Source organism: Methylobacterium sp. Leaf89 (assembly GCF_001422215.1).
Lineage (GTDB): Bacteria > Pseudomonadota > Alphaproteobacteria > Rhizobiales > Beijerinckiaceae > Methylobacterium.
In genome coordinates this window covers 450,228-472,294 of record NZ_LMML01000028.1, presented here as the reverse complement: position 1 = coordinate 472,294, position 22,067 = coordinate 450,228, and the positions used below count along the sequence as shown (strand labels likewise).

At 69.8% G+C, this 22,067-nt stretch carries 22 protein-coding genes; 11 read left to right on the top strand and 11 right to left on the bottom strand.

The features are described from left to right. Positions 1–194 precede the first annotated feature (194 nt). Positions 195–2,555, bottom strand: coding sequence for an EAL domain-containing protein (locus ASF18_RS13420; protein WP_162239176.1), 2,361 nt, complete (start codon positions 2,553–2,555; stop codon positions 195–197). Positions 2,556–3,099: 544 nt separating this feature from the next. On the opposite strand from ASF18_RS13420, the gene ASF18_RS13415 reads away from it, so the two are divergent. Next, positions 3,100–3,381, top strand: a complete 282-nt coding sequence (locus ASF18_RS13415) for a hypothetical protein (RefSeq protein WP_056275908.1) — start codon at positions 3,100–3,102, stop codon at positions 3,379–3,381. Positions 3,382–3,491: 110 nt separating this feature from the next. Here ASF18_RS13415 and ASF18_RS13410 read toward each other — a convergent pair whose 3' ends face one another. The 3 genes from ASF18_RS13410 to ASF18_RS13400 all read right to left on the bottom strand — a co-directional run bounded on the left by ASF18_RS13410 (position 3,492) and on the right by ASF18_RS13400 (position 5,298). Beyond that, on the bottom strand, positions 3,492–3,758 hold the full coding sequence (locus ASF18_RS13410) for a hypothetical protein (protein WP_056352218.1): 267 nt from the start codon (positions 3,756–3,758) through the stop codon (positions 3,492–3,494). Positions 3,759–4,705: 947 nt separating this feature from the next. Beyond that, entirely contained in the window at positions 4,706–5,023 is a 318-nt protein-coding gene (locus tag ASF18_RS13405) for a hypothetical protein (protein ID WP_082487596.1), read from the bottom strand. Positions 5,024–5,076: 53 nt separating this feature from the next. Next, positions 5,077–5,298: a hypothetical protein gene (locus ASF18_RS13400; protein WP_056216093.1), complete on the bottom strand. Its 222-nt coding sequence runs from the start codon at positions 5,296–5,298 to the stop codon at positions 5,077–5,079. Between the two features lie 723 nt (positions 5,299–6,021). Between ASF18_RS13400 and ASF18_RS13395 the strand changes: the two genes are divergently transcribed. Next, on the top strand, positions 6,022–6,201 hold the full coding sequence (locus ASF18_RS13395; RefSeq protein ID WP_056216095.1) for a hypothetical protein: 180 nt from the start codon (positions 6,022–6,024) through the stop codon (positions 6,199–6,201). Between the two features lie 25 nt (positions 6,202–6,226). Here the strand turns inward: ASF18_RS13395 and ASF18_RS13390 are convergent, their stop codons facing one another. Next, positions 6,227–6,409, bottom strand: coding sequence for a hypothetical protein (locus ASF18_RS13390; protein WP_056216177.1), 183 nt, complete (start codon positions 6,407–6,409; stop codon positions 6,227–6,229). Between the two features lie 74 nt (positions 6,410–6,483). Beyond that, positions 6,484–7,245 (bottom strand): DUF3750 domain-containing protein, encoded by a 762-nt coding sequence (locus ASF18_RS13385; RefSeq protein ID WP_056216097.1) that lies wholly within the window; start codon positions 7,243–7,245, stop codon positions 6,484–6,486. 161 nt (positions 7,246–7,406) lie between these two features. Between ASF18_RS13385 and ASF18_RS13380 the strand changes: the two genes are divergently transcribed. Next, positions 7,407–8,909, top strand: coding sequence for an NAD(P)/FAD-dependent oxidoreductase (locus ASF18_RS13380; RefSeq protein ID WP_056352213.1), 1,503 nt, complete (start codon positions 7,407–7,409; stop codon positions 8,907–8,909). A 59-nt stretch (positions 8,910–8,968) separates the two neighbouring features. Continuing rightward, positions 8,969–10,873: a hypothetical protein gene (locus ASF18_RS25065; RefSeq protein WP_156649795.1), complete on the top strand. Its 1,905-nt coding sequence runs from the start codon at positions 8,969–8,971 to the stop codon at positions 10,871–10,873. 20 nt (positions 10,874–10,893) lie between these two features. On the opposite strand, the gene ASF18_RS13370 is transcribed toward ASF18_RS25065, so the two are convergent. Further along, complete coding sequence (locus tag ASF18_RS13370; protein WP_082487518.1) at positions 10,894–11,619, bottom strand: YoaK family protein; 726 nt, start codon at positions 11,617–11,619, stop codon at positions 10,894–10,896. 255 nt (positions 11,620–11,874) lie between these two features. On the opposite strand from ASF18_RS13370, the gene ASF18_RS13365 reads away from it, so the two are divergent. The 3 genes from ASF18_RS13365 to ASF18_RS13355 all read left to right on the top strand — a co-directional run bounded on the left by ASF18_RS13365 (position 11,875) and on the right by ASF18_RS13355 (position 13,455). After that, positions 11,875–12,126 carry a hypothetical protein gene (locus ASF18_RS13365; RefSeq protein WP_056216104.1) on the top strand — a complete coding sequence of 84 codons (252 nt, stop codon included), beginning with the start codon at positions 11,875–11,877 and terminating at the stop codon, positions 12,124–12,126. 89 nt (positions 12,127–12,215) lie between these two features. Continuing rightward, the gene (locus tag ASF18_RS13360) at positions 12,216–12,503 is read left to right on the top strand and encodes a hypothetical protein (protein ID WP_156649842.1); all 288 of its coding nucleotides are present in this window, start codon (positions 12,216–12,218) and stop codon (positions 12,501–12,503) included. Positions 12,504–12,885: 382 nt separating this feature from the next. Beyond that, positions 12,886–13,455, top strand: a complete 570-nt coding sequence (locus tag ASF18_RS13355; protein ID WP_056352207.1) for a hypothetical protein — start codon at positions 12,886–12,888, stop codon at positions 13,453–13,455. A 22-nt stretch (positions 13,456–13,477) separates the two neighbouring features. Here the strand turns inward: ASF18_RS13355 and ASF18_RS13350 are convergent, their stop codons facing one another. Together ASF18_RS13350 and ASF18_RS13345 are read right to left on the bottom strand one after the other, a co-directional pair. After that, on the bottom strand, positions 13,478–14,269 hold the full coding sequence (locus ASF18_RS13350) for a hypothetical protein (protein ID WP_244472698.1): 792 nt from the start codon (positions 14,267–14,269) through the stop codon (positions 13,478–13,480). Beyond that, positions 14,266–14,481 (bottom strand): hypothetical protein, encoded by a 216-nt coding sequence (locus ASF18_RS13345; protein WP_056216109.1) that lies wholly within the window; start codon positions 14,479–14,481, stop codon positions 14,266–14,268. Before ASF18_RS13345 ends, ASF18_RS13350 begins: the two co-directional genes overlap by 4 nt. A gap of 444 nt (positions 14,482–14,925) precedes the next feature. On the opposite strand from ASF18_RS13345, the gene ASF18_RS13340 reads away from it, so the two are divergent. After that, complete coding sequence (locus ASF18_RS13340) at positions 14,926–15,948, top strand: helix-turn-helix domain-containing protein (RefSeq protein ID WP_056216111.1); 1,023 nt, start codon at positions 14,926–14,928, stop codon at positions 15,946–15,948. Between the two features lie 70 nt (positions 15,949–16,018). Then, on the top strand, positions 16,019–17,332 hold the full coding sequence (locus ASF18_RS13335; RefSeq protein WP_056216112.1) for an MFS transporter: 1,314 nt from the start codon (positions 16,019–16,021) through the stop codon (positions 17,330–17,332). Here ASF18_RS13335 and ASF18_RS13330 read toward each other — a convergent pair. Together ASF18_RS13330 and ASF18_RS13325 are read right to left on the bottom strand one after the other, a co-directional pair. Next, positions 17,313–17,696 (bottom strand): hypothetical protein, encoded by a 384-nt coding sequence (locus ASF18_RS13330; protein ID WP_056352204.1) that lies wholly within the window; start codon positions 17,694–17,696, stop codon positions 17,313–17,315. The two genes, ASF18_RS13335 and ASF18_RS13330, sit on opposite strands and share 20 nt — an antisense overlap. A gap of 157 nt (positions 17,697–17,853) precedes the next feature. Beyond that, positions 17,854–20,997, bottom strand: coding sequence for a polysaccharide deacetylase family protein (locus ASF18_RS13325; protein ID WP_082487505.1), 3,144 nt, complete (start codon positions 20,995–20,997; stop codon positions 17,854–17,856). Between the two features lie 436 nt (positions 20,998–21,433). Here ASF18_RS13325 and ASF18_RS13320 point away from each other — a divergent pair, with 436 nt between their 5' ends. Both ASF18_RS13320 and ASF18_RS24280 read left to right on the top strand, forming a co-directional pair. Beyond that, on the top strand, positions 21,434–21,646 hold the full coding sequence (locus ASF18_RS13320) for a hypothetical protein (RefSeq protein WP_244472697.1): 213 nt from the start codon (positions 21,434–21,436) through the stop codon (positions 21,644–21,646). 11 nt (positions 21,647–21,657) lie between these two features. Beyond that, on the top strand, positions 21,658–21,831 hold the full coding sequence (locus ASF18_RS24280; RefSeq protein WP_200917584.1) for a hypothetical protein: 174 nt from the start codon (positions 21,658–21,660) through the stop codon (positions 21,829–21,831). The last annotated feature ends 236 nt before the right edge of the window (positions 21,832–22,067 follow it).

Here is a 22,067-nt window from a genome sequence, read left to right as displayed (position 1 = left end):
GCTCTACCTGGACCGGGCGGAAGACGCCCCTGGGCGCGTAAGGATCCCGATAGGTCCCGAACGCGCCGCATCCTGATCGATCACCCGCCTTGGGTTAACATTCACACAACCGGACGCCTGGGGGTTCAGCCCCTGGGCGGTTGCACCCCATCCACCGGCGGCCGACCAAGGCGGGCTGCGGGGCGGTCCGGCGCCTACGCCGCGCGGGCGCCGCCCTCCGGGTAGGCGACCGTCTGGCGACGGGAGGGCCGGCCGATCAGGTAGCCCTGGACCGCGTCGCAGCCGATCGCCCGGAGGAGATCGAGTTGCTCGCGACTCTCCACGCCCTCCGCCAGGGTCGGGATGTTCATGTCGCGGCCCATCTGCGTCACCGCTTTGATGACCGCCAGGGATTGCCGGTCGTCCAGCGCCGCGGCGACGAAGCTGCGATCGATCTTGATCCGGTCGAGGGGAAGATCGCGCAGGTGGGCAAGGGAGGAGTAGCCCGTCCCGAAATCGTCCATCGCGATCTTGACGCCGACCCGGCGCAGAGCGTCCAGGGTATGGGCGATCTGCCGCCCGTCCTCGACAAGCGCCGTCTCCGTGAGTTCGAGTTCGAGCCGGCTCGCAGGCAGGCCGCTCGCGGCCAGGGCTTCGGCGACATGCGTCAGCAGGAGGGGCGAACGGAGCTGGACCGCGGACACGTTGACGGCCAGATGCTGCGCGTCCGGCCAGTTCGCAGCCTCCCGGCAGGCCTGTTCCAGCACCCATTGTCCGATCGGAACGATCAGCCCGGTCTCCTCGGCGAGGGGGATGAACTCATCCGGCGAGACCAGTCCACGATGCGGATGGTTCCAGCGGATCAGGGCTTCACAGGAGACGATCCGGTCGGTCGTGAGCGACAGGATCGGCTGATAGACGAGATAGAACTGCCGCAGGGCGAGCGCCCCGCGCAGATCGTTCTCGAGATGGCCGCGGGCGGCGATCGCCTCGATCATGCCGGGCTGGTAGCCGACCGCCACCCCGCGGCCCCGGCGCTTGGCTTCGTACAGGGCGATATCGGCTCGCTGCATCAGGTCGCTGGGACTGGTGCTGTCGTCGAGGCCGCACACGCCGATGCTGCAGCCGACGACCACGGTCATGCTCGCGAGGATGTAAGGCTTCTCGATCTCCGCCACGATCCGGTCTGCCAGGGCCTTGGCCGAGGCCGTATCGCCCGCCGTGAGGATCGCGAGTTCGTCGCCGCCGTGCCGGGCGATGAAGTCCGCCTCGCCGATGAGCGCGCGCAGCCGGCCCGCCACCGCGACGAGCAACTGGTCACCGACCGCATGGCCGAAGGTGTCGTTGACGAATTTGAACCGATCGAGATCGAGCAGGAGCAGGGTGGATCGAGCCCCCGTCTGATGCACGGCGAGCATCCGTTCGTTGAGCGCGCGCCGGTTGCACAGACCCGTCAGGGGGTCGTGATAGGCCAGTTGCGAGATCTCCGCCTGGGCGCGCCGGTCCCGGGTCACGTCGTCGTAGGTCAGGACGGCGCCGTCGGCGACGGGCTGGCAGGCGATCGACAGGATCCGGCCGTCGTCGAAGAGGTGCTCGATCCGGGTCTCCTCGTCCTTGCCCATCCAGAGCCAATGGTTGCCCGCCACACGGGCGGTGCGCTCGGCATCCCATCCGTTGGAATCACCCGTGGCCTTGAGAAAGTCCTCGAGGTGCATCCCGACCCGGACGGCGTCCGGAGCCAGATCGAGCATGCCGAGGAGGCGCTGGTTGTAGAGTTCGATGGATCCCTGGGACGAGATCTTCAGGATGCCGTTGGACATGTTCTGGAGCGCCGTCGCCAGGACGTTCAGGTGGGCCTGTTCCTGGGCCTCGAAGCGCCGGGTCGCCGCCAGGGCGACGAAGGCACCCGTGATGAGGATCGCCGCACCGGCGGCGGTCAGGATGCTCAGCGCCACCTGGACGTTCGGGCCGAGCGTCGCGGTGGGTTGCCCCTCCAGCACCGTCCCGGCCAGGGAGGTGAAGTGTGTTCCACACACCGCCAGGACGATGAGCGCGCAGGCGATCGCATCGAAGGGCCGGCGCTCGGGGAGGAGGCGCGCCCCCGCCATCACCCCCGCCCCCAGCAGGTAGGCCAGGGCGTTGGCCGTGTCCGACTGGCTTTGGGTGCAGCCTTCGAGGGCGGACATGCCGGTGATGTGCATCGCGCCGATGCCGAGCCCCGCCACGGCACCCAGGAGGCCCCGGGCCGGGCGACCCTTCGGCAGGGCCGAGAGCGCGAAGGGCACGCCCACCGCCACCACGGCGATCAGGGCGGACGCGATCGTGGTCCCGGAATGGAAGCCCAAGATGACGTCGGTCCGATATCCGAGCATGCCCAGGAAGTGCGTGGTCCAGACTCCGAGCCCGGCGGCGAGGGCCGTGCCCACCAGCCATCGTCCGCGTCGGGTCGCCGGCGCGGCCTCGGCCTTCCGGAGCAGGTGCACCGTCAGCCAGGCACTCAGGGTGCAGATCGTCGCTGCAGCCAGGACGGAGACGACGGCCTGGCTTTCCAGAAGCGTTGCGAGGGTGAGCATCATGGGATGCATTTAGCCCGGGAGACCTTATGTCTTCGTCAAAAGCTTCAGTGAACGCCGCGTTACTCTTGCTTGATGTTATCATGGTCGTCCGCGGTTTTTATCGCGGATTGAAAGTGGCAGACTCAGACACGACTTTGTGATTGGGATGCTATAGCCTAGTTGTAGAGGACCCCGCCCTTCCCGTTCCTCGATCATCGTCGAGCTCCTGGTTGCCGTAAAGGCAGGCCCGACCGGCGCGCCTCGGGTCTGGAGGGACTGCCGGTTCTCCCGTGCATCCCGCCCCGGCATCTGCTAGAACGAAGGAAGAACATGTGTTGGGGCGGCCACCGGCCCGGTATCGATCCGGGCACGGGCGCTCGGCCCCTCTCCCACGCCGGGTGAAAGGGCCGGAGGGCGCGGACGCTCGGCGCGTTCCGTTTGCCCGGCGAACCCAGCAGGGCGCGGACCGCCCACTCGATCACCGGGGGCGATGGGGTGGCCGGCACGAGGCGGGATCCACACGGGCCGGTCCTCATCACGGATGATACGAGAAGAGGATCCGATCATGGCATTCAAGGCGAAATCGGCGGCCGAGACCAAGGCCGCGGATCTGGCATCCGCCCTCATCCGCATCGCCGACCGCGAGGGCGCGCCTTTGAGCATCGGCGTCGACCAGCTTCGACAGAGCCATCCGCGCCTGACGCCTCTGGCGATCGGGCAGACGTTCAGAAAGCACCGGGACGGTCTCGAGGCCGCCTTGCGCGAGCGCGGCTATGCCCTCGTCGACTATGCCGACCAGGGGCCGGGCCGCGGCATGGCGTTCGACATCGACGTCGACGTCGGCTGAGGCGGCCCCCGGTGGCTTGACCCCCGGGCATGAAGAACCCCGCCGCGGCTGGAGCCGGGCGGGTCGGTCGGGACTTGTCAAGAACAGGCCTTGCCGAAGGCCGTCAGGCGTCAACGGCCCCCGGCGCTGCTGTTGGGGACGGCCTGCTCGGGCTTGCCGGCATTTCCACCCGCGGCCGAGTCCGTCGTCGCCGTCTCGGCACCGGTCGCACCCCGGGAGACGGACACGCTCGGGTCGTTGCCCGTGGTGTTCGGCTGGCCCTGGACCACGGTACCGCGCGGCTGGCCGGGGGCGGCGCCAGGGGCCGTGGCGGGCTGGGCCAGGGCGGACAGGCTGAAGAGGGAGGCGCTGAGGGCGAGGGCGGCAGTTCTGATCATGGGGTGTCCTGATGGCGAGATTACCAGGGCAACAGCCGGTCCGCCTTCGTCGTTCCCATCGGAACCTGTCGATCGGAACTTGCGAATCGGAACTTGCCAATCAAAACCCGCCGCGGCCGGAGCCGGGCGGGCGCGGTGAGACCTAACGGTTGATCGGGCGTCGACCTCAACGGAGGAATTCGACACGAATCGTGGACGATTCGCAGCAACAATCCAGCAACAGGAACCGAAAAACGCGTCGGAGCTTTCGCAGAACCGGGGAAGGCATTCGACGGACGCCCCCCCGCGGATGCTGGCACCGAGGAGGACGTGCGTCGCACCGGCAGCATCCCCGCGATGGATTGGCGTTCCGACCATTGGCGGTCAGGGTCGGCTCGCACGGCCGGGATCTTCGCTGTCGCATGCGAAGATCGCCTTACTCGGGCCCCTGTCCCTTTCGAGACCTGTCTCGGATAACAATCGGACGCCGGCGCTGCGCAGATCTTCGCGCGGCATCGCAGATCTCGCAGACCCGTCCGATCGCCTCGTCGCGACGGGCGTTGCCGCGTTCAGCGATAGAGTCGCGCGCCCATCCTGCGCAGGGCGGACGAGCCGGCCGGTCGGTCGATCGGCCCAATGCCCGTCACGCCGGACGATTCCTGACGATGTCCCAGGGCGAAGCCAGAAAAAACACCCGCCACGGCGTGAACCGCGCGGGTGTCAAGGTAACAGCCCCCGGGTTTCGGGAGGCATGAGATAGACGAACGGCCGAGCCGGAATCATCCGATGGCTGCGCGAACTCCGTGGGCCGGATGGCGCCTCTCCGGGCGACGCGCCGACGCGCGGTGCCTGCTGTCGGGCATGCGCGGGCGGCAGGGCCTCGACCTGGATTGCCGTCGTCACGCCCTATCCGATGGACGGCAGCCGGGCGTGTCGCCCTTGAACCGGGGCGGCGCCGGGCTGCCCCGCTACTGGTTGCCGATCGAAGGGCCGCCCGCCGCACCACCGGTCCCGGGCGGCCCGCTGGTTGGCGTGCCGCCGATGTTCAGGCCCGGGCTGCTTCCGGGAATGGAATTGGGGCTCGGATTGCCCACGACGTTCGGTGCGGGGCGACCCACGGCGTCGCTGGCCCGCGGCGCGGCGCCCGGGGCCATGGACGGCGTGGTGACCCCGGTATTTCCCGCTCCGCCGGTGGGCGCGAGCGGTTCCGCCGAGGCCGGATGCGTCAGGGGGGAGGCGGACAGGGCAATTGCCAAGGCGGCGAGGGTCAGAAGGGTGCGGGTCATCGGTCCGTCCATGCAGCTACGATCGATCGGCGACCGCCGGTCGCCCCGGAGGTTCAGCCCACCAGCCAATGGGCGGCGAGCATCACGATCGATCCCGCCACCGCAAACCCGAGCAGGGTCACGCTGCTGACCTGATCCACCTGGTCGACGGTGTTTCCGACGCGGTGTTCGCGGTTCATCGACGTGCTGTGCGGCCCGGTCCGATTGGCGTCGACGTTGCGGACATCGTTCGTGGTCTGGCGGGGTGTGGCATCGAGATGGGTCAGGGTGGTCATCGAAAAAATCCTGTGAGGGCGAATGATCGCGTCGGGGACGCGGTCCGGTGCGGGCTTCGGCTCAGGAAAACGAGCCGAAGCCTTCGAAGTCGGAAGCCGGCGAGACGCGGGCGCCGGGCGGCCTGGACGGTGGGCCGGCCACAGGCCCGCCGTGCTGGTCGTGAAGCCGCTCGAGGCGCTGGGTCGGGGCGGCGGAACCGGAACTCTGACCCGCCTCGATCGATGGCCCCGACAGGGCGCGATGGTCGGGCGTGATATGGTTGCGCATGCGGGGAACCCCGTTGGTATGCCACGACTGTCTGAATGTGAGCAGTGAATGTCTCGCAGCGACGGGCGTTCCTTGCCGACGCCCAAGCAAGGAGTCGCAGGCCGCGGCCCGTGCCGAGCCCTTGAACTCGGCGCATCCTCGCCCCGGATCGCCGCCGAGGATGCGCATTCCGGGGCGGGGACGCCGGTGACGAGAGCGACGGACCCTGGAGCCGCTCGTGGCGGCGCCGCGGATCCGGGTTCGCCGACGCACGTCGATCGCGATACCTCGCCTCCGCGCTGCCGTCGCTGTACCGGGACGGCTCGGGATGGTGTCCCGTGGCCATCCGCGACACCCGAAACCGCCCGTGACCCTGGCCCCCGTCGCCCCCTCGGGGCGGCGCGTTCCCGCGGCCGGCCATCATGGCGCCACGAACCCGGCCGAAGCAGCCTGAACGCCACGTCAGGGATGGAACCATGCGCTCCGCTACCGGCCGCCTCTGGACGGTTCTGAAGGCCACGTTGGGAATCGGTCTACTGGCGGCCCTGTCGCTGTACTCGGCCAGCGTGGTCGACCAGAGGGGACTGAATCCCTTCGCCGCCGCCCTGGCCGAGCCGGCGACGACCGGAACGGTGAAGGCGAGCCTGACGCGCTAGCGGAGATCACCCGCCCCTGCCGGGCCTACATGTTCTCGCCGGCATCCGGACTGACGCCGAGTTGCTCGGCCTCGACGGTGGTGTAGCCCTCCAGCCAGTCCGCGCTCTCCTGCGATCCGGCCGGATAGGGATTGGCGGAAACCGGGAGCCCATCGGTCCGGGCGGTACTGCCTTCCAGCCAGATCTTGTTCGAAGCCACGACGGTCATGAGCACACCTCCCGATGCCATGAAACGGTCCATCGGTCGGATGGTTCGAGGGAGCCCGGTGGGGGCCGAGCCCGTCACCATCCCACGCGACCGAGGGCGGGAAGCTTGAGGGCCGGACGCCGCAGATCGAGTCCCGCCACGGCACCGAGCAGGTTCACCTCGAGGCCCTCGACCCAAGCCACCGTCAGCCCGAGATAGCCGCCGAGGTTGAGCCGCAGGCCGGTTCGCGACGGCGTCAGGCCGATCCAGCGGCCGTCGTAGGGGAAGTCCTTGCCGATCGCGGTGGCCGGCAGGCTCGCCGCCATCTCGGGCACCGCGCTCATCACGGCGGCCACGAAGGTGTTCGAGTTCGGACCCGGCCAGACCGTGTAATCGCCCGGCTGCGCGTAGCGGTAGGTCCGGATCGTCTCCCGGATGCGCGGGATCATCGCCTCCGCGGTGGGACCGTCGGCGGCCACGATGGTGTCGGGAACGCTTCCGAACCAGCGCCCGTCGGGCACGAATCGGTCGATCCAGATCGGCTGGCCCCAGGCCGTGTAGTCGAAGCGCTGATAGGCGGAGGCCCCCGCCTCCTTGACGACGATCCAGCTGTGGGTGGCGAGGATGCCGCGCCAACTCACCGTCCGCGCCGAGAAGATCCGGACGATCGCCTCGGGGTGGGTCGCGGCCGGCGGCAGGAGGCCGGTGCTGGACCGGTCGGCGGAGCGCCAGTCCCCGCGGGTCTGGCGGGCGTAGAGGGCGGCGGAGATCGCGATGGGCGCGAGATAGAGGAGGACGAAGGCGAGAGCGGCGATCTTGAGCAAGGCGGTTCCGAACGGCGGGAGGACCGTGCGCATATGGGGCGCCGGGCCGACGGCGGGAGGGCCACCGCGTACCGCGGGACCCCGGGGGCCCTGCGCGCGGAGGCCCCCGCCCCGGCGCAGACAGGGCTTCCTTAACCACTCGCGCGCTATCCCGGAGGTGTGTCGTCCTTCGGTTAACTTGACGGTCCTGCCCGATGAGCCACCACTCGGAAACGCTCGTGATCGGGGCGGGACCCGCCGGCCTGACCGCCGCCTATCTGCTGACGAAGGCCGGGCGTTCGGTGACGGTCCTGGAGAAGGATCCGGCCCAGGTCGGCGGCATCAGCCGCACGGTCGCGCATAACGGCTACCTGTTCGATATCGGCGGTCACCGCTTCTTCTCGAAATCGAAGGCCGTGGTGGATCTCTGGGACGAGCTGCTGCCGGACGACTTCATCGAGCGGCCGCGCCTGTCGCGGATCTTCTACAAGGGCAAGTACTACGCCTATCCGCTCAAGGCCTTCGAGGCCCTGCGCAACCTTGGGATCCTGGAGAGCACCGCCTGCGTCGCCTCCTACCTCTATGCCCGCGCCCGTCCGATCGCGGAGCCGAAGAGCTTCCACGACTGGGTCCGCAACCGCTTCGGCGAACGTCTGTTCTCGATCTTCTTCAAGACCTACACGGAGAAGGTCTGGGGCATGTCCTGCGACGCCATCTCGGCGGACTGGGCGGCCCAGCGCATCAACGGACTCGATCTCGGGGCTGCGATCCGCGACGCGCTGGTTCGCTCCCTCGGCCTGCGCAGGGCGCCGCGCGCCGGCGAGCCCGTGATCAAGACGCTGATCGAGTCCTTCCGCTATCCCCGCAAGGGGCCGGGCATGATGTGGGAGGCGGCCGCCGCGAAGGTGGCGGCCCAGGGCGGAACGCTGCGCCTCGACCGGGGCGTGGACGGCCTGCACTACGAGGTCCGGACCGGCCTCTGGACCGTGACGGCCAAGGCCGCCGACGGCACCCGCGAGACCTTCACGGCGCGCAACGTCATCTCCTCGGCGCCGCTGCGCGAACTCGTCGGATCGCTCTCGCCCGCGCCGATCAGCACCTTCCAGGCCCGCGCCCTGCAGTACCGGGACTTCCTCACCGTGGCGCTGATCGCGCGTTCGGACCGGAATTTCCCCGACAACTGGATCTACATCCACGATCCGTCCGTGCAGGTCGGGCGCGTGCAGAACTTCCGCTCGTGGTCGCCCGAGATGGTGCCGGACGCGGCGCATACCTGCCTCGGCCTGGAGTATTTCTGCTTCGAGGGCGACGGGCTCTGGGCGCAGTCCGATACCGACCTCATCGCGCTGGCCAAGCGCGAGATCGGCCAGATCGGGCTGATCCGCTCCGAGGACGTGGTCGACGCCTGCGTCGTGCGTCAGCCCAAGGCCTATCCGGTCTACGACGAGGACTACAAGGCCCACGTCGCCACCATCCGGCGGGACCTCGAACAGGCCTATCCGAGCCTGCACCTCGTCGGGCGCAACGGCATGCACAAGTACAACAACCAGGACCACGCGATGATGACCGCGATGCTCACGGTGGAGAACATCCTCGCCGGGGAGCGCCGCTACGATCCGTGGTGCGTGAACGAGGATGCGGAATACACCGAGGCGGGCGTCTCGGGCGCACAGGACGCCCTGACGAGCGAGCGCATGGTGCCGCGCCGGGCAGCCTGACGATGCGCGCGGCGTCCGGGACCTCCGACCCCCTGGTGGCCGTCCCGGATACCGTCCCCATGCCCGGAGCCGTTCCGCGCTGGGCGGCGGTCCTGCGCCGCTCGGCTTGGCCGGCGCTCGGCATGGGGGGTCTCTATCTCCTGCTGCATCCCTACGAGGGGATCGACGGCGATGCCCGCATCTACGTGGGGCGGGCCCTCGCCGACCTCGATCCGGACGGGGTCGGACGCGACCTCATGTTCACCCATGATGGGCAGTCGCGCTTCAGCCTGTTCCCCGTCGCCTTACGGGCGCTGGTGGGGGCGCTGGGGCCCGGTCCGGCGGCCCTGGCCGTCAGCCTCGTCGGGCTGATCGCCTGGTTCTGCGCCGCCTCGGCCCTGGCCGCGGCCCTGGGCGCCGGCCGGCGGCGCTGGGTCGTCCTCGCGGCGATGGCGGTCCTGCCCGCCTCTTACGGCTATCCCGGCATCTTCCGCGTCGGCGAGGCGCTGGCGACGCCCCGGACGCTCGCGGAGGCGGCGGTCCTCGCCGGTCTCGCGGCGAGCCTGTCCGGCCGCCGCGCAGGGGCCCTGGCCTTCATGGCCCTGGGAGGCCTCGTCCACCCGATCATGGGGCTGGCCGGCCTGGCGGTGCTCGTCCTCGCCCTGGTGGCGGAGAACCGGCGCTGGCTGCTGGTCCTGGTCCCGGGTCTCCTCGCCATCCTGGTGGCCGCCCGCCTCGGCGTGCCGCTGTTCGCGCGCCTGCTGCAGCCCGTCGATCCCGCCTTCCTCGAGATCCTGCGCCAGCGCTGTGCCGACCTCTTCCCCACGCTCTGGCCGAGCCAGGCCTGGGGTCCGCCCCTCGTGCAGGCCGCCACGATCCTCGTCGCCGCGACCCGCGTTCCGATCCGGGCTCGGAGGCTCCTCCTGGCCGCGCTCCTGGCGGGCGCCGGCGGGGTGGCGGCCACCACGGTGTTCGAGGAGCAATGGTCGTCGCTCCTGGTGATCCAGGTCCAGCCCTGGCGCTTCCTCTGGGTGACCTCCGTCCTCGGCGCCGCCGCCCTGGGCCTGTGCGCCAGCATCCTCCCGCGTGGGACGCCGGGCGACCGGATCACCCTCGCCCTCCTGGGGCTCGCCTGGGTGTTCTCCACCGACCTGCCCATCGCGGCGGCCGCCGGCCTCCTCGCCGTCGGGGTCCACGCGGCACTCCGCCGGGACCGGCTAGCGCCGTCGCGCGGCCTGATGCGCGCGACCCTGGGTCTGGTCGGCCTCCTCGTCGCCGGCCGCCTCCTCCTCGAAACGCTCGCCCTCGGCTGGCTCGCCGCGAACCGGACCGAGGGCGCCCATCTCGGCCTTAGCCTGATCCGAAGTTTCCCGATCGTGCCGTCGCTCGCCTTCGGGGCCGGCCTCGCGTGGCTCGCCGCTGAGCGGTCCCGGGTCGCTCGGCCGGTCCTGGCCGTGGCGCTAGTCATCGCCCTCCTGGGCCTCTGGGACGAGCGGGCGCGGGCGTTCCGGCGGATCGAGGACCGCACCCTGCTGCCCGGTCTCGTCGAGGCCATCGCGCGCCGGCCGGGCGAGGTGCTCTGGCTGGACGGGCGGGCCGAGACCTGGCTGACGCTGGGCCGCCCGAGCTGGATCACCAACCTTCAGGGCGCCAGCATCGTCTTCTCGCGCCCTCTGGCGATGCTGTGGTCCGAGCGGATCGACCGGCTCATCGCCCTCGGCCTCGCCACCGACGCCCAGCGCAGGCCGTTCGCGCCTCCGGTGCCCCCGCGGGCCGACGACCTGCCGGCCGGTGCGGTCGCGACGCTCTGTGCGGCTGCGGACGGGCCCGCCTGGATCGTGGTGCCCCTGCGGGAGGGCCAGGCGCCGCCGGACGGAGCGCGCGTCTTCCCGCTCGCGGAACCCTATGTGAGACCGATGGCGACGGTCGAGGGCATGGGCTGGCAGCGCGTGACCGCCTACGGGCTGCTCACCTGCCGCGCCTGAGTCCGATCCCACGCCGCGGCTCAATCCCCGCGAAGGAGCACGAGGACCGTGAGCACCGCGATCGGGATGACGAGGCAGCCGAACGAGACGGCGGCGACGCCGAAGGCCCCCGCGAGGGCGCCGACGGCGAAGGCCAGCACCGCGGGCAGCATCCGGCGCATCCGCCCCCGCGCAGCCCCGTCCGGCGGCACGGCGCCCCGCGCCCAGTCGACAAGGTCGATCACCGCCTGGGTGACGTTGACCGTCATCACCGTGGTGGCGGCGAGATGCGCGAGGCCGAGGCGTCCGATGGCGTTCTGGACTCCCATCGCCGCGACGCCGAGCATCCCGACCGTCACCGCCGCCGCGCCATCGGGGGAGCCGAGGGGCGAGAGGGCGAGACCGACGACGCAGAAGGCGGCCAGCAAGGCGATCTCGAGGGCCAGCAGCCAGCGCAGGGGCGCCCGGCCGCGGCGCTCCAGGGCCAGGGCGAGGAGCCGGGTGGCCGCGACCGCCCCCACGAAGGCCGGCAGGGCGAGGAGCTTGGCGACCACGCCGGTCGAGGTCGAGACGAGTTCGGCCCCCAGCAGCACGAAGTTGCCGGTCACGTGGGCGGTGAACAGGCCCGTCAGGGCGATGAAGGCGGCCGCGTCGACGAAGCCGGCCACGAAGGCGAGACCGATCCCGGCGGCGAGGTCCGTGTCGAAGCGGAGGGGGCCCGACCCGCGCGTGCGGGAACGCTCGTTCGAAGAGGAGATCGGTGCCATCCGGTGCGTTCGCTGAGGATCCAGGGTGGAGGGATGTCGAATCGGCCGACCCCCCATGCGCCGCCGGTTCTCGCCGAACCCGCGGCGAAACGGAAGCATCGGGGTACGGGATCATGGTCGGAGGATTTGAGCCTGCGTGCTTCGACCCGTGACCCTCCTCGCGGAACGGGGTGGAATCCTTCGAAGAGGCCAAAGAAAGCTTGCGACGACCGCAGGAGTCCCTGAACCGCTGGCGGGGCCGTTCGTTGTGTCGGCATGACCCATGCTGCAACCGATCCCGCCCCCGCCGAGTCCCGAATCGCGGACGCGCGCCACCGTGAACTCGCGACCGAGCACCTCCTGTTCGGAACGATCCGGTTCCTGGCCCAGGAACATCCGGACCTGCTCAAGAGCCTAGAGGCGAGCGTCGACCACCTCTGGGACAAGGCCGACGACGACACCCGGGACGACGAGGCCGTGCGCGAGGTCGCACGCCGCTTCCTCAAGAGCCTGCGGGCCGAGCGCTGATCCTCCGGCCGCGCGGCCCCGGCCCGAAAGTCCGTGCCACGCGTCCGTTCTCAACGCGACAGGAGGTCCTCATGGCGCACAATGCGATGATGGCGACAGCCATCCGACGCACCACGCTCTCCGCCACCCTCGTTCTGGGCACCCTCGTTCTGGGCCTCGGCGGCGGCGCGCTGGCCCGGGGCGGCAGCGGCGGCGGCGACGGCCTGTCGCCCTACGCCGCCTTGAGCGGCAACGATCGATCGGCCGGCGTGAACAACGGCAACTACCGCGATCCCGCCCTCGACCCGTATCTGGGCGCCTACGAGGGCCGCTTCGATCGGCCGGTTCGCGCGCGCCCTCGCCCGAGCCGGCAGCCCTATGACGGCATGCCGTACTGAAGCGGCACGCCCTGTCGACCGGTGCGGAGGGAGCGGCACCGAGGGGGTCCGAGGCTCTCCGTTCCGAGAGGATCGGATCGGAAGGGCCCGTCTGCGGCACGCTCCCACGGGACGAGCGGCGCCAGACCCGGAATCCGCCGGCGCCCATGCCCTGCCGGAGTTAGAGCGGGTCCGGTCCGATCGGAATGGGAAACGCGCCGGTTGGCGGCAGGTGGCCGTATCTGCGTGGCGACGATCGACTCGCGCGCTTTCACCTCCTCGTCCATGCGGGCACAGGCGCGGGCGAGCCGACGCATTCCGTCCGCGGCGGACGCAACCGATCCTGGGCCGGGAACTTGCGTTCTCGCTGCGACGGCCGCGCCTCGGCCACCAGGAGTGCCCCATGGATACCCCCGCCCTGCCGCCATCCGCGTTCGACGCCCCCGCCATCCTCCTGTCGGGGACGGTCGACCAGGAGATGTATCGGGATTTCCGCCGCCAGCTCGACGCGGTCGGCGACCGAACCCTCGTGGTGGTCGAGCTGACGACGCTCGGCGGCGATCCCGAGGTCGCCCGGATGATGGGCGAGGACATCCGCTTCAAGACCGGCCTCCTGACCGATCGCCGGTTCGTCTTCCTCGGCAAGGCCGCGATCTACTCGGCCGGGACCACCTTCATGAGCTTCTTCGCCCGGTCGAACCGCTATCTCACCCGGGGCACGCGGCTGATGATCCACGAGCGCAAGCTCGACAAGCAGGTGGTCCTCAACGGACCGCTCACGACCTGCATCGCCAGCGTGAAGGCCGCCCTGCACGAGATCGAGTGCTCCATCGCGATCCAGAACGAGGGCTTCGCCAACCTCATCCGGGGCTCGCAGGTGACCCTGGACACGGTGCTGCAGCGGGCTCCCGAGAACTGGTACATCGAGGCGGGCGAGGCGCAGGAACTGGACCTGATCGAGGGGATCCTCTGAGCGGCCAGGGCCGCCCGGCCCGTCAGCCCGTCCCGTCGACCGGCAGGCGCTCCGGTGCGGCCTCCTCGGCGCGATCCGCCGGGAAGGCGGTGCGCAGGAGCGCCACCTGCCGGCTCAGCGCCCGCTCGCCAGCCTCGCGGCCACATTTCTCCACGTGGACCCCGCGGTTGACGACCTGAAGGTTCGGGGCGCCCCAGAAGCCGAGCAGCGTCGGCCAGGGATCGTCCCGGTGCTCCCGCCAGACGCGGTAGAGGGGCACGCGATGGTCGACCTCGGCGGTCTTGAACAACCGCTTGCCCGAGGCGGCGCAGCGGTGGCGCTGATGCGCTTTCAGAACCTTCACCTGGTCGCTGGGCGCCACCCAGAGCTTCCAGGCGGCGACACAGGCCGCGTGCCAGCGCGCATTCTTGTTCGGGACGCCCGCCCCCCAGAGATCCCGGTGCCAACCGAAGCGGAAGACCGGCTGCCCGCAGATGCAGCAATGGCCCTTGCCGCGCGCATGGGCCGGCTCCCGGAAGGGCGAGGGCGGCATCCGGAAGGTGGCGGCGAGGCCGGATCCCTTCTCGGTGCCGAGACGCCAGGTCCAGCCCTCGGGATGGCCCGAGCGTGTGGCGAGGGCCCGCGCCAGCCGGTCCGCGCGCAGGAGATGCGCACGCCAGTAGCTCTCCACCGCGAGGCGCGGCGTCGGCGGGATCAGCGGGCGCGACAGGGCGTGCCGCAGGACGGGGGCCGGGAAGATGCCCGGCAGGGCGCGGTCGAGGCGCGCGCGCGCGGCGACGTTCCGCTCGGCCCGCCACTCCGATGCGGCGCTCACGCCTGAACGAGGCTGTCGTCGGCGGGCGCGGGCGTGGCGACCGGCGCCGGGCGTCCCGCGACCGCATCCGCGAGGCGGTTCAGGCGTCGACCCAGATCGATGACCTCGTTCAAGGCAATGGATTTCTCGCCATTCTTGACGGCACGGGTGATATCGCTGAGTTGCAGCTTGGAAATACGAAGCAACTCGGCGGCAAGCTGGTCTCTGGTCATCGTGCGGATCGCGGAGTTTGGTGGGCGGCGGGGTTCGCGAGAGTTAGGGCGTAACGGTTACCGAGGCGTTGCCGTGCGGGGGCGGCGGCCCCGGAGAAGGTCTTATCCTGGTCGCCGATCGCAGCGCGTCCGATTGCTTGCGTGTCGGGCGCGGCGGCAGCCTCGACGGCCTCGACGATGGTATGTCGTGATCCGCCATCGTGGAAACTGAGGCGGAACGTTTTATTGTCCTGGGCCGACGGCGCTGGCACCAAGAAGCCTTTGCCGCCGCGCCGGCAGCGCGCTCAACTGGGATGGCGCGCCCTCATACTGATCTCTTGCATCGATCACAGAACCGTGAGTTGTCTCGCGCGTTCGGAACGCCCATCCCGGGGGGTGTGAGAATGGGTCGATTGGGATTTGTCCGATGGGCCCTCTGATCCATCCGGTCGGGTTCAGTCAGACGTGTCGCTTCCGTCGTTTGCCTTTTCCACCCAGGAGGTCGGTGCGGAGTTCGCATTCGAGGCGTATCGCGACCTCTATGCCGGCGGCGCCGATGTCGCACGGATCGGCCCGGATTTCTCCGCGCAGGTGCAGGCCTACCGGCTGGATCGGATGATCCTGTTCAAGCGCCAGCTGAACGGGCTTCAGCACAGCCGATCCCCGCAGCGGGTGCGCCGGGACGGCTTCGACCATATCACGCTCCACCTGCTCCTCGAGGGCGACCTCCTGGCTGGCCCGCCCGGGCACGAGCGCCGCGTCCGACCGGGGGAGATCCTGGTCTGCGACAACACGCTGCCGCACCAGAGCCGGGCGCACCGCGTGCGGCAGATCTCGACGCCGGTGGCGCGCGAGCTCATCGAGCCCCTGGTCCCCGACCTGCGCAAATTCCATGGGGCGATCCTTCCGGAGACCGTGGGCGGCCTCGTGGCCGATTTCATCGTGTCCCTGACCCGCCGCTCGGAGACCCTCGACGGTTCGGTGGTCTCGCGGTCGAGCGCGGTCCTCGGCATGCTGCTGGCCGCCGCGCTGCGCGGCCATGCCGCCCCCACCGAGGCGATCGTCTGGGCCGCCGTCCACGATGGCCCCGACGACGCCGCCCGCCGCCGCGAGGCCGAGGCCCACGTGGAGCGGCACCTCGCGGATCGCGACCTCAGCGCCGAGACCATCGCGGCGGAACTCGGGATCTCGCGGAGTCGCCTCTACCGGGCCTTCCTGCCGGATGGCGGGGTCGCGCGCTTCGTGCAGCAGCGCCGCCTGGAACGGGTGCGCGATGCCCTCCGGCGCCAGGGCGAAACGCGCTCGATCGCCACCCTCGCCTACGCCTACGGCTTTGCCAGCGAGCAGCATTTCAACCGCGCCTTCCGGACGGCGTTCGGCCGCCCGCCCGGACAGTTCCGGACCCATATCCAGCAGCTGCGCGGCGACCCGCATGCCCGGGGCGATCGATCCTGGCCCCTCGCGGCCTGGCACAGCGAGCTCTACTGATGCCCCTCGACTCCGGCGTGCGTCGGCCTCCTCGCGCGTCGCGGACCGCCCCTCGCGCGTCGCGGACCGTATGAGCGAGACCGCCGGACGGCGCCCGCTCACGGCTCCGGCACGCAGGGTCCTGGGGTTCGGCCCCCTGGTCCTGCTCATCCTCGCGCAGCTTTCGGCGGCCAGCGACCGCTTCCTGATCACCCTCGTGACGACCCCGGTGAAGCAGGACCTCGCCCTCAGCGACGCCCAGCTCGGCCTGCTCCACGGCTCGGCCTTCGTCATCCTGTACGCGCTGACCATGCCGCTCTTCGGCAGCTTGGCGGATCGGGGGCACCAGCGGACGATCCTGCTCGCCAGCATCGGCCTCTGGACCCTGGCGACCCTCGGATTCGGACTCGCGGGCTCCTTCGCGGTGCTGTTCCTCAGCCGGTTCGTCCTCGGACTGGGACAGGCCGGTCTCGCGCCGGCCTCGCTGTCGCTCATCGCCCACGGCTCCGAGCAGGGCCGCATGGCCCGGAACGTGTCGCTGTACACGGCGGGAGGCAGCCTCGGGCAGAGCTTCGCCCTGCTCGCCGGCGGTGCGGTCCTGGCCTGGCTCGTCCTGCGCGGCGGCCTGGCGTTTCCCGGCCTCGACCCGCTGCCGCCCTGGCGCGCCCTGTTCCTGCTCGCCTGCCTGCCCAACCTCGTGCTGATCCTCGGCGCGGTGGCCGTCCGGCTGCCGCGGGCGCCACCCGCCGCCAGGGCGGGGCTGAACCCCGCCTGGGCGTGGATCCTGCGGCGGCGGCGGATCTACCTGCCCCACTTCGCGGCCGCGGCCTGCGCCGTCCTGATGGGTCGGACCCTGGCCGCCTGGGGGCCGACCCTCTACGTGCGAAACCACGGCATGAGCCCCGCGGAGAGCGGCGTGGTTCTGGGCGGCCTGCTGCTGATCGGCGGTCCGCTCGGCCATCTGTCCGCAGGCCTGCTCCTGGACCGGGTGGCGCGGGCGCGCCGGCGTGCGGCCGCCTCGCGCCTGCTCGGTCTCGGCCTGATGGCGGCCCTGCCGCCCGCGATCGTGATGGCGGTGGCCGCAGACCGGACGCTCTCGCTCGCCGCCTTCACCCTCCTCACGGCCGTGATCGGGTTCACCGCCCCCCCCGCCGTGACGGGGGTGCAGCTCCTCACGCCCGTCAGCCTCCGCGGGCGGGTCAGCGCCCTCTTCATCGCCGCCGTGACCCTGACGGCCTCGGGCACCGGGCCGCCCCTCCTGGGGTTCCTGGCCGACACCGTCTTCGGCGCCGAACACCTCGGACGGGCCCTGATGGTGCTGTACGGCCTCGTGGGCGTCCCCGGGATCCTCCTGGCCTTTCGGGCGGCCCGGATGGGCCGTCCACTCACCGGCGCAGGGCGCTGAGCCAGGACGAGACCGGATCGAGGACGTCGCTGGCGACGGAGGCGGCCCAGGCGCGCGCCCGCTCGGTCAGGGCGGGACGTCGGGCCGGCTCGCCCGCGCGCGCCTCGCGCGATCCGGCATCGACCTCCGTCATCGCCGCGGCCACGAAGGCATCTTCCTGGGCCTGGCAGGCATCGAGGGCGTTGCGCTGGGAGCCGGCGCGGCTCTGCGTCCGCGGCTGCTGCGCGAACGCGTCCCGCACGCAGGCGTGCCAGGTCTGTTCGAGGGCGGCGAGCCCGGCCTCGGACCGGCCAGGCACCTGCGCCGTCGCCGCCTGTGGCGCGAGGCTTATCAGCAGGAAGGCGGCGCGGACGGTCATCGACATGGAGGGGAGTATGACCGTCCGGCCCGTCGCGGCCTAGAACAAAAGCGCAACACCCGGGGAGCCGCGATCGCCCGTCCGCCGGATTGCCCCCCGGCCGGGACCGAACGCCGGGCCGCCCGCGCCGGGCGCTTCGGATCCGTCCGGGTCGATCGCGCGATCAGACCACGATCGCGAAATCCTGATACTGGAGAAGCGGGTTGTTGGAGAAGGTGGCCACCTGAAGGGCGGCCGCACTCCCGATGCCGTCCGCGTCCCAGCTCAGCGTGTGCGACCCCGAATTGAAGACGAACTCCGCGTGCGCCTTCGTGGCGAGACCGGTGGCGCTCGTCTCGAACCAGTCGCTCGCGAGCGTGCCGACGGGAAGCCCGTAGTCGGAGGCGTGCACCTGGATCTTGTCGCCCTGCGCCCGCGAGAAGTCGCGCACGAGGTCGATGCCCTGACCGGCCTTGCTGAAGAGGAAGGCGTCGGCGCCGAGCCCGCCCGTCAGGATATCGTTTCCGGCCTTGCCCTCCAGGATATCGGCGCCGTCGCCGCCGGCGAGCGTGTTCGCCGCGCTGTTTCCGGTCAGGACGTTCGCCAGGGCATTGCCCGTTCCGTTGATGGCGTTCGTCCCCGTCAGGACGAGCTTCTCGACATTCGCCGCCAGCGTGTAGGTCACCGCGCTCTGAACGGTGTCGATCCCCGCATTCACGGCCTCGATGATCCGGTCTCCGGAGTTGTCGACGATGTAGGTGTCGTTGCCGCTGAGGCCTTGCAGCGTGTCGGCGCCGGCCCCGGCATTGATCGTATCCGCGCCGTCCGTTCCGAAGATCCAATCGCTCGCGGTCGTTCCGACCGGCGCCGATGCGAGGACGATGGAGACGTTGTGCTGTCCCAGTCCGGTCAGGGTCAGATCCAGGTTGGCGCCGGAGAGGCTCGCGCCATCCGTTCCGGTGATCTGCACCATCTGCCCGACATGGGACTTCAGCTGGATGATGTCGTGGCCCTCACCGACGACCGAGTAACTGAGGTTGGTGCCGTCGCCGGTCACGCTGAGGAGGTCGGACCGATCCGCAAGGGTCGTCAGGTGGGTGACGTCGTCCGGCGTGCCGTCGAGGGCGATCTTGAAGGTCCCGCCCGCCTTCGGCACGAAGACGCTGTTGCTGTCGTAGGCGTACCAGCCGGCCACGTTCTTGATCGTATGGCCGCTGCCGATGTCGAGGGCGAACTTGCCGAGATCTCCGGCCGCGGTGGTCGCCGACGCGGTGAGGACGTTCGCGGCCGCATCGAAGCTGTAGCTGACGTCGGACTTCTCGAGGGTCGCGGTACGCTGGGCCAGATCGTTCAGGGTCACGAATTCCGAGCCCGCCTGCGCGGCCCGTGCGATGAAATCCGTGAACATCTGCTGGGTGTAGCCGGCATCCGTCGTATCGGTCAGCCAATTCGTCGGACCGTAATCGTGCCAGGGCCAGACCACGACCGGCAGGTCGGAATGCGCCGTCAGCGTCGCCCACTCCTTGGCCCACGCTGCGGAGGCCTGCGCGGCGGTGAGGTGCTGGTAGCCCACGAGGGTGAAGTCGAAGGAGGTATTGGGCGCGATGTAGACCGATTTCATATCGGTGGCCGTCGGGCTGAGATAGCCGATCGCCCCCGGATACCCGGCGCCGATCAGGGAGGCGCCGCCGGAGATGTAGGGATAGTACTGCGCGATCTGCCGCGCGGTGGCGAGATTTTCTCCCGCCCCGGGAACGGCGGCACCGATATTGGTCAGACCGAGCTGCTGCTCGATGATCGCGCGGGATTGCTGGAATTCGGTCTGGAATTGGGCCGCGGTGAGGAGGTTGGTGTTCTCGGGATGGGTCAGGGAATGCGAGCCGATCTCGTTCCCCATCGCCAGCATCTGGTTGTAGTACTTCTTCGAGTAGGTCCAGTCCGTGACCTCGCCCTCGGCCGGATTGTTGCCGACATCGATGTAGTACGATCCGACGAAGTTGTAGGCCTGCTTCCACTGCGTCAGGATCGGCAGGAGCTTGTCGTAGATGCCCGATCCGGAGGCCGGCCGGACATCATCGGTGTACATGGCCTGATCCATGTCCACGCGGGCGGCGACGATCGCCTTGTTCCGGCTCATGTGGAGGCTGACATCCGGCCCCGTCGCCGGCGCCATGGTCCAATCCAGGGCGTGGGCCAGCATGTTGTTGTCGGCGAGCATGCCGTCCGTGGCGAAGTGAACATTCTTGCCCCCGGTCTGCGTCGCCATCACCGCGATGTTGGATTGCCCGTTGACGATCTGATTGGCGAGCGTCGTTCCCAGCCCGTCCGTACTGGTGAAGTAGGAGGTGCTGATGTTCGTGTACTGGTGGATCGACTCGCCGGCCGTGTACCCGGCCATGACGGGATTGGTCGTGGCCGCCGCCTTGACCTCGACGTTCGCGCCGTTGACCCCGTCGACGCGGCTGACATCCAAGAGCGCCTTCATGCGCGCGTAGGAATCGCCGGAGAGCGGAGCGTTCTTCTCGTCGTTCGTCATGAAGTCGCCGGCGGTGATGATGCCGACGTGGTAGGTCTTCTCCAGGCTGGTCAGGGTGTCGGTGATCGCCGCGACCTTCGCGGCGGCGACGTTGCGGAACGAGGGAAAGATCAGCGTGTCGTAGTTCGACAGCTTCGCCAGATCGGTGAGATCCGATTCCGACAGGAGGTCGTAGGGGACGCCCGCGGCCGCGGCCTGGTTCTGCGCCGCCATGTAGAGCTGCGAATACGCCATCGGGCTGAAGTAGTTCGCCGCCGTGGATTCCGAGTAGACGATCCCGACCTTGTGCCCCGTATAGGTCCGGGCCGGCAGGGTGCTGGCATCCGAGACCGTGTAGGGGCCGGCCCCGTAATCGCCCGGTAGGAAGACGCTGTTGTTCACGTCGGCCAGGACGTTGAGGCTCTTCGGCGTCCCGATCTGCGCCGCCGAGACGCTGACCTCCAGCACCGTGCGATCGGCATTATAGACGGCGGTCAGCGGCGTCGCCGACACGAGCGTCTGTCCGTCGCCCCCGCGATAGAGGTACGGCTTTCCGTCGGCAGCGATATTGATGTTGTAGTCGTAGCCCCCGTACAGACCCCAGATGCTGTAGCCGGTGGCGGCATTCTTGTCGGTGTTCAGCCAGATCGTCGTGTACGCCCCAATCGACGTCCCCGTCGGCGCCTGGAGGGCGAAGGTCAGGACACCGCCCGACAGGTCGCCATACAAACTGTATCCGGCCGCTGTCGTGCCTGCGGGATTGAGCCGAGCCGACGATGTCCAATCGTTCAGGTTGCCATCAACCGTGGGCATGACAAAGCGTCCCCTCGCAAGAGTAGAAAATTGGTCCACCGCCGAAAGGACAAATCCCTCAGGCTTTTTCTCTTCGGCCAACGCAGATCAATGATTCGATGATGCCATCCATCGGCAATCGTGATGGCATCGACAACTGTCAGATCTGGAACGAATCCCGCATGTCTCGAATCATACTCAGTTGATCGGATAAAGTAATTCCGCCAAGGGGATTACCTCCAGGGGGCCAGTCCGGATACCTGACAATGGCTACACCCGGTTCCGGTCAGGGTGGGCCCAGGCCGGATGTCGGAGCGGAGCGCCCTGCGGCCGGAGGGGCGTTCGACGGCTGCGAGGGGCCCTGGCGGCGCCAGAAAGTGCCGAACGCGTCCCGGAGCCTCCGGCGTCCGCGCGCGTTGAGATGAAGATCACTTCACATCAGCGAGCCCCGATGCCCATGAACCGATTGGCCGAGACCGAGGCGGTTCTCACCCGCACGGATCAGGTGTGGCGTTCCGAGATGACGCGTCTCTACGGCTCGGACGGCGTCCTCCGCTTCGGCTACCGTCCGGAGGGGCAAGGCGCCGTCGATACGCCCATGCGGCGGGCCTACGAGGCGCGCCGGCACGCCATCGCGCTGTGGCGGCACGAGCGCCGGGTGGAAGCCTAGCCGCCGGGCCGATGGGGCTGATCTCCGTCCTGGGCCTCTGGGCCGCCTATTGGGCCGCGCTGTTCGCCCAGGTCGCCCATCTGCGATCCCTGGAGGACGGCGCGGGCGCCCTCGCCTTCTCCCGGGTGTCCCGAACCCTGCTCGCCATCGGCACCGGGCTCTTTCTGTTGGCCAAGACTGGATAATTGGCCCAGGCCGGGTAGCCTTCCGTCATCGACCCGGCCGCACCGGCGCACGGGACGGGCTCTGTGCCCGGGCCTCTGTCTTGGCCCGTCTCTTGGCCCGTCNTCTTGGCCCGTGTCTTGGCCCGTGTCTTGGCCCGTGTCTTGGCCCGTGTCTTGGCCCGTGTCTCGGCCCGTGTCTTGGGAACGCGTCGCTCCGTGACAGGACTTCGCGGCCGAACGTTCACAGACGCATCGGC

Coding starts and splice junctions, on each gene's coding strand:
- ASF18_RS13390 (WP_056216177.1), bottom strand. CDS start 6,409: ATGACCGTCGTGGCTTCGAACAAGATCTGGCTGGAAGGCAGTACCGCC.
- ASF18_RS13410 (WP_056352218.1), bottom strand. CDS start 3,758: ATGATCAGAACTGCCGCCCTCGCCCTCAGCGCCTCCCTCTTCAGCCTG.
- ASF18_RS13420 (WP_162239176.1), bottom strand. CDS start 2,555: ATGATGCTCACCCTCGCAACGCTTCTGGAAAGCCAGGCCGTCGTCTCC.
- ASF18_RS13395 (WP_056216095.1), top strand. CDS start 6,022: ATGCGCTCCGCTACCGGCCGCCTCTGGACGGTTCTGAAGGCCACGTTG.
- ASF18_RS25065 (WP_156649795.1), top strand. CDS start 8,969: ATGCCCGGAGCCGTTCCGCGCTGGGCGGCGGTCCTGCGCCGCTCGGCT.
- ASF18_RS13370 (WP_082487518.1), bottom strand. CDS start 11,619: ATGGCACCGATCTCCTCTTCGAACGAGCGTTCCCGCACGCGCGGGTCG.
- ASF18_RS13385 (WP_056216097.1), bottom strand. CDS start 7,245: ATGCGCACGGTCCTCCCGCCGTTCGGAACCGCCTTGCTCAAGATCGCC.
- ASF18_RS13345 (WP_056216109.1), bottom strand. CDS start 14,481: ATGACCAGAGACCAGCTTGCCGCCGAGTTGCTTCGTATTTCCAAGCTG.
- ASF18_RS13415 (WP_056275908.1), top strand. CDS start 3,100: ATGGCATTCAAGGCGAAATCGGCGGCCGAGACCAAGGCCGCGGATCTG.
- ASF18_RS13380 (WP_056352213.1), top strand. CDS start 7,407: ATGAGCCACCACTCGGAAACGCTCGTGATCGGGGCGGGACCCGCCGGC.
- ASF18_RS13325 (WP_082487505.1), bottom strand. CDS start 20,997: ATGCCCACGGTTGATGGCAACCTGAACGATTGGACATCGTCGGCTCGG.
- ASF18_RS13330 (WP_056352204.1), bottom strand. CDS start 17,696: ATGTCGATGACCGTCCGCGCCGCCTTCCTGCTGATAAGCCTCGCGCCA.
- ASF18_RS13405 (WP_082487596.1), bottom strand. CDS start 5,023: ATGACCCGCACCCTTCTGACCCTCGCCGCCTTGGCAATTGCCCTGTCC.
- ASF18_RS13320 (WP_244472697.1), top strand. CDS start 21,434: ATGAACCGATTGGCCGAGACCGAGGCGGTTCTCACCCGCACGGATCAG.
- ASF18_RS13335 (WP_056216112.1), top strand. CDS start 16,019: ATGAGCGAGACCGCCGGACGGCGCCCGCTCACGGCTCCGGCACGCAGG.
- ASF18_RS13365 (WP_056216104.1), top strand. CDS start 11,875: ATGACCCATGCTGCAACCGATCCCGCCCCCGCCGAGTCCCGAATCGCG.
- ASF18_RS24280 (WP_200917584.1), top strand. CDS start 21,658: ATGGGGCTGATCTCCGTCCTGGGCCTCTGGGCCGCCTATTGGGCCGCG.
- ASF18_RS13400 (WP_056216093.1), bottom strand. CDS start 5,298: ATGACCACCCTGACCCATCTCGATGCCACACCCCGCCAGACCACGAAC.
- ASF18_RS13360 (WP_156649842.1), top strand. CDS start 12,216: ATGGCGACAGCCATCCGACGCACCACGCTCTCCGCCACCCTCGTTCTG.
- ASF18_RS13355 (WP_056352207.1), top strand. CDS start 12,886: ATGGATACCCCCGCCCTGCCGCCATCCGCGTTCGACGCCCCCGCCATC.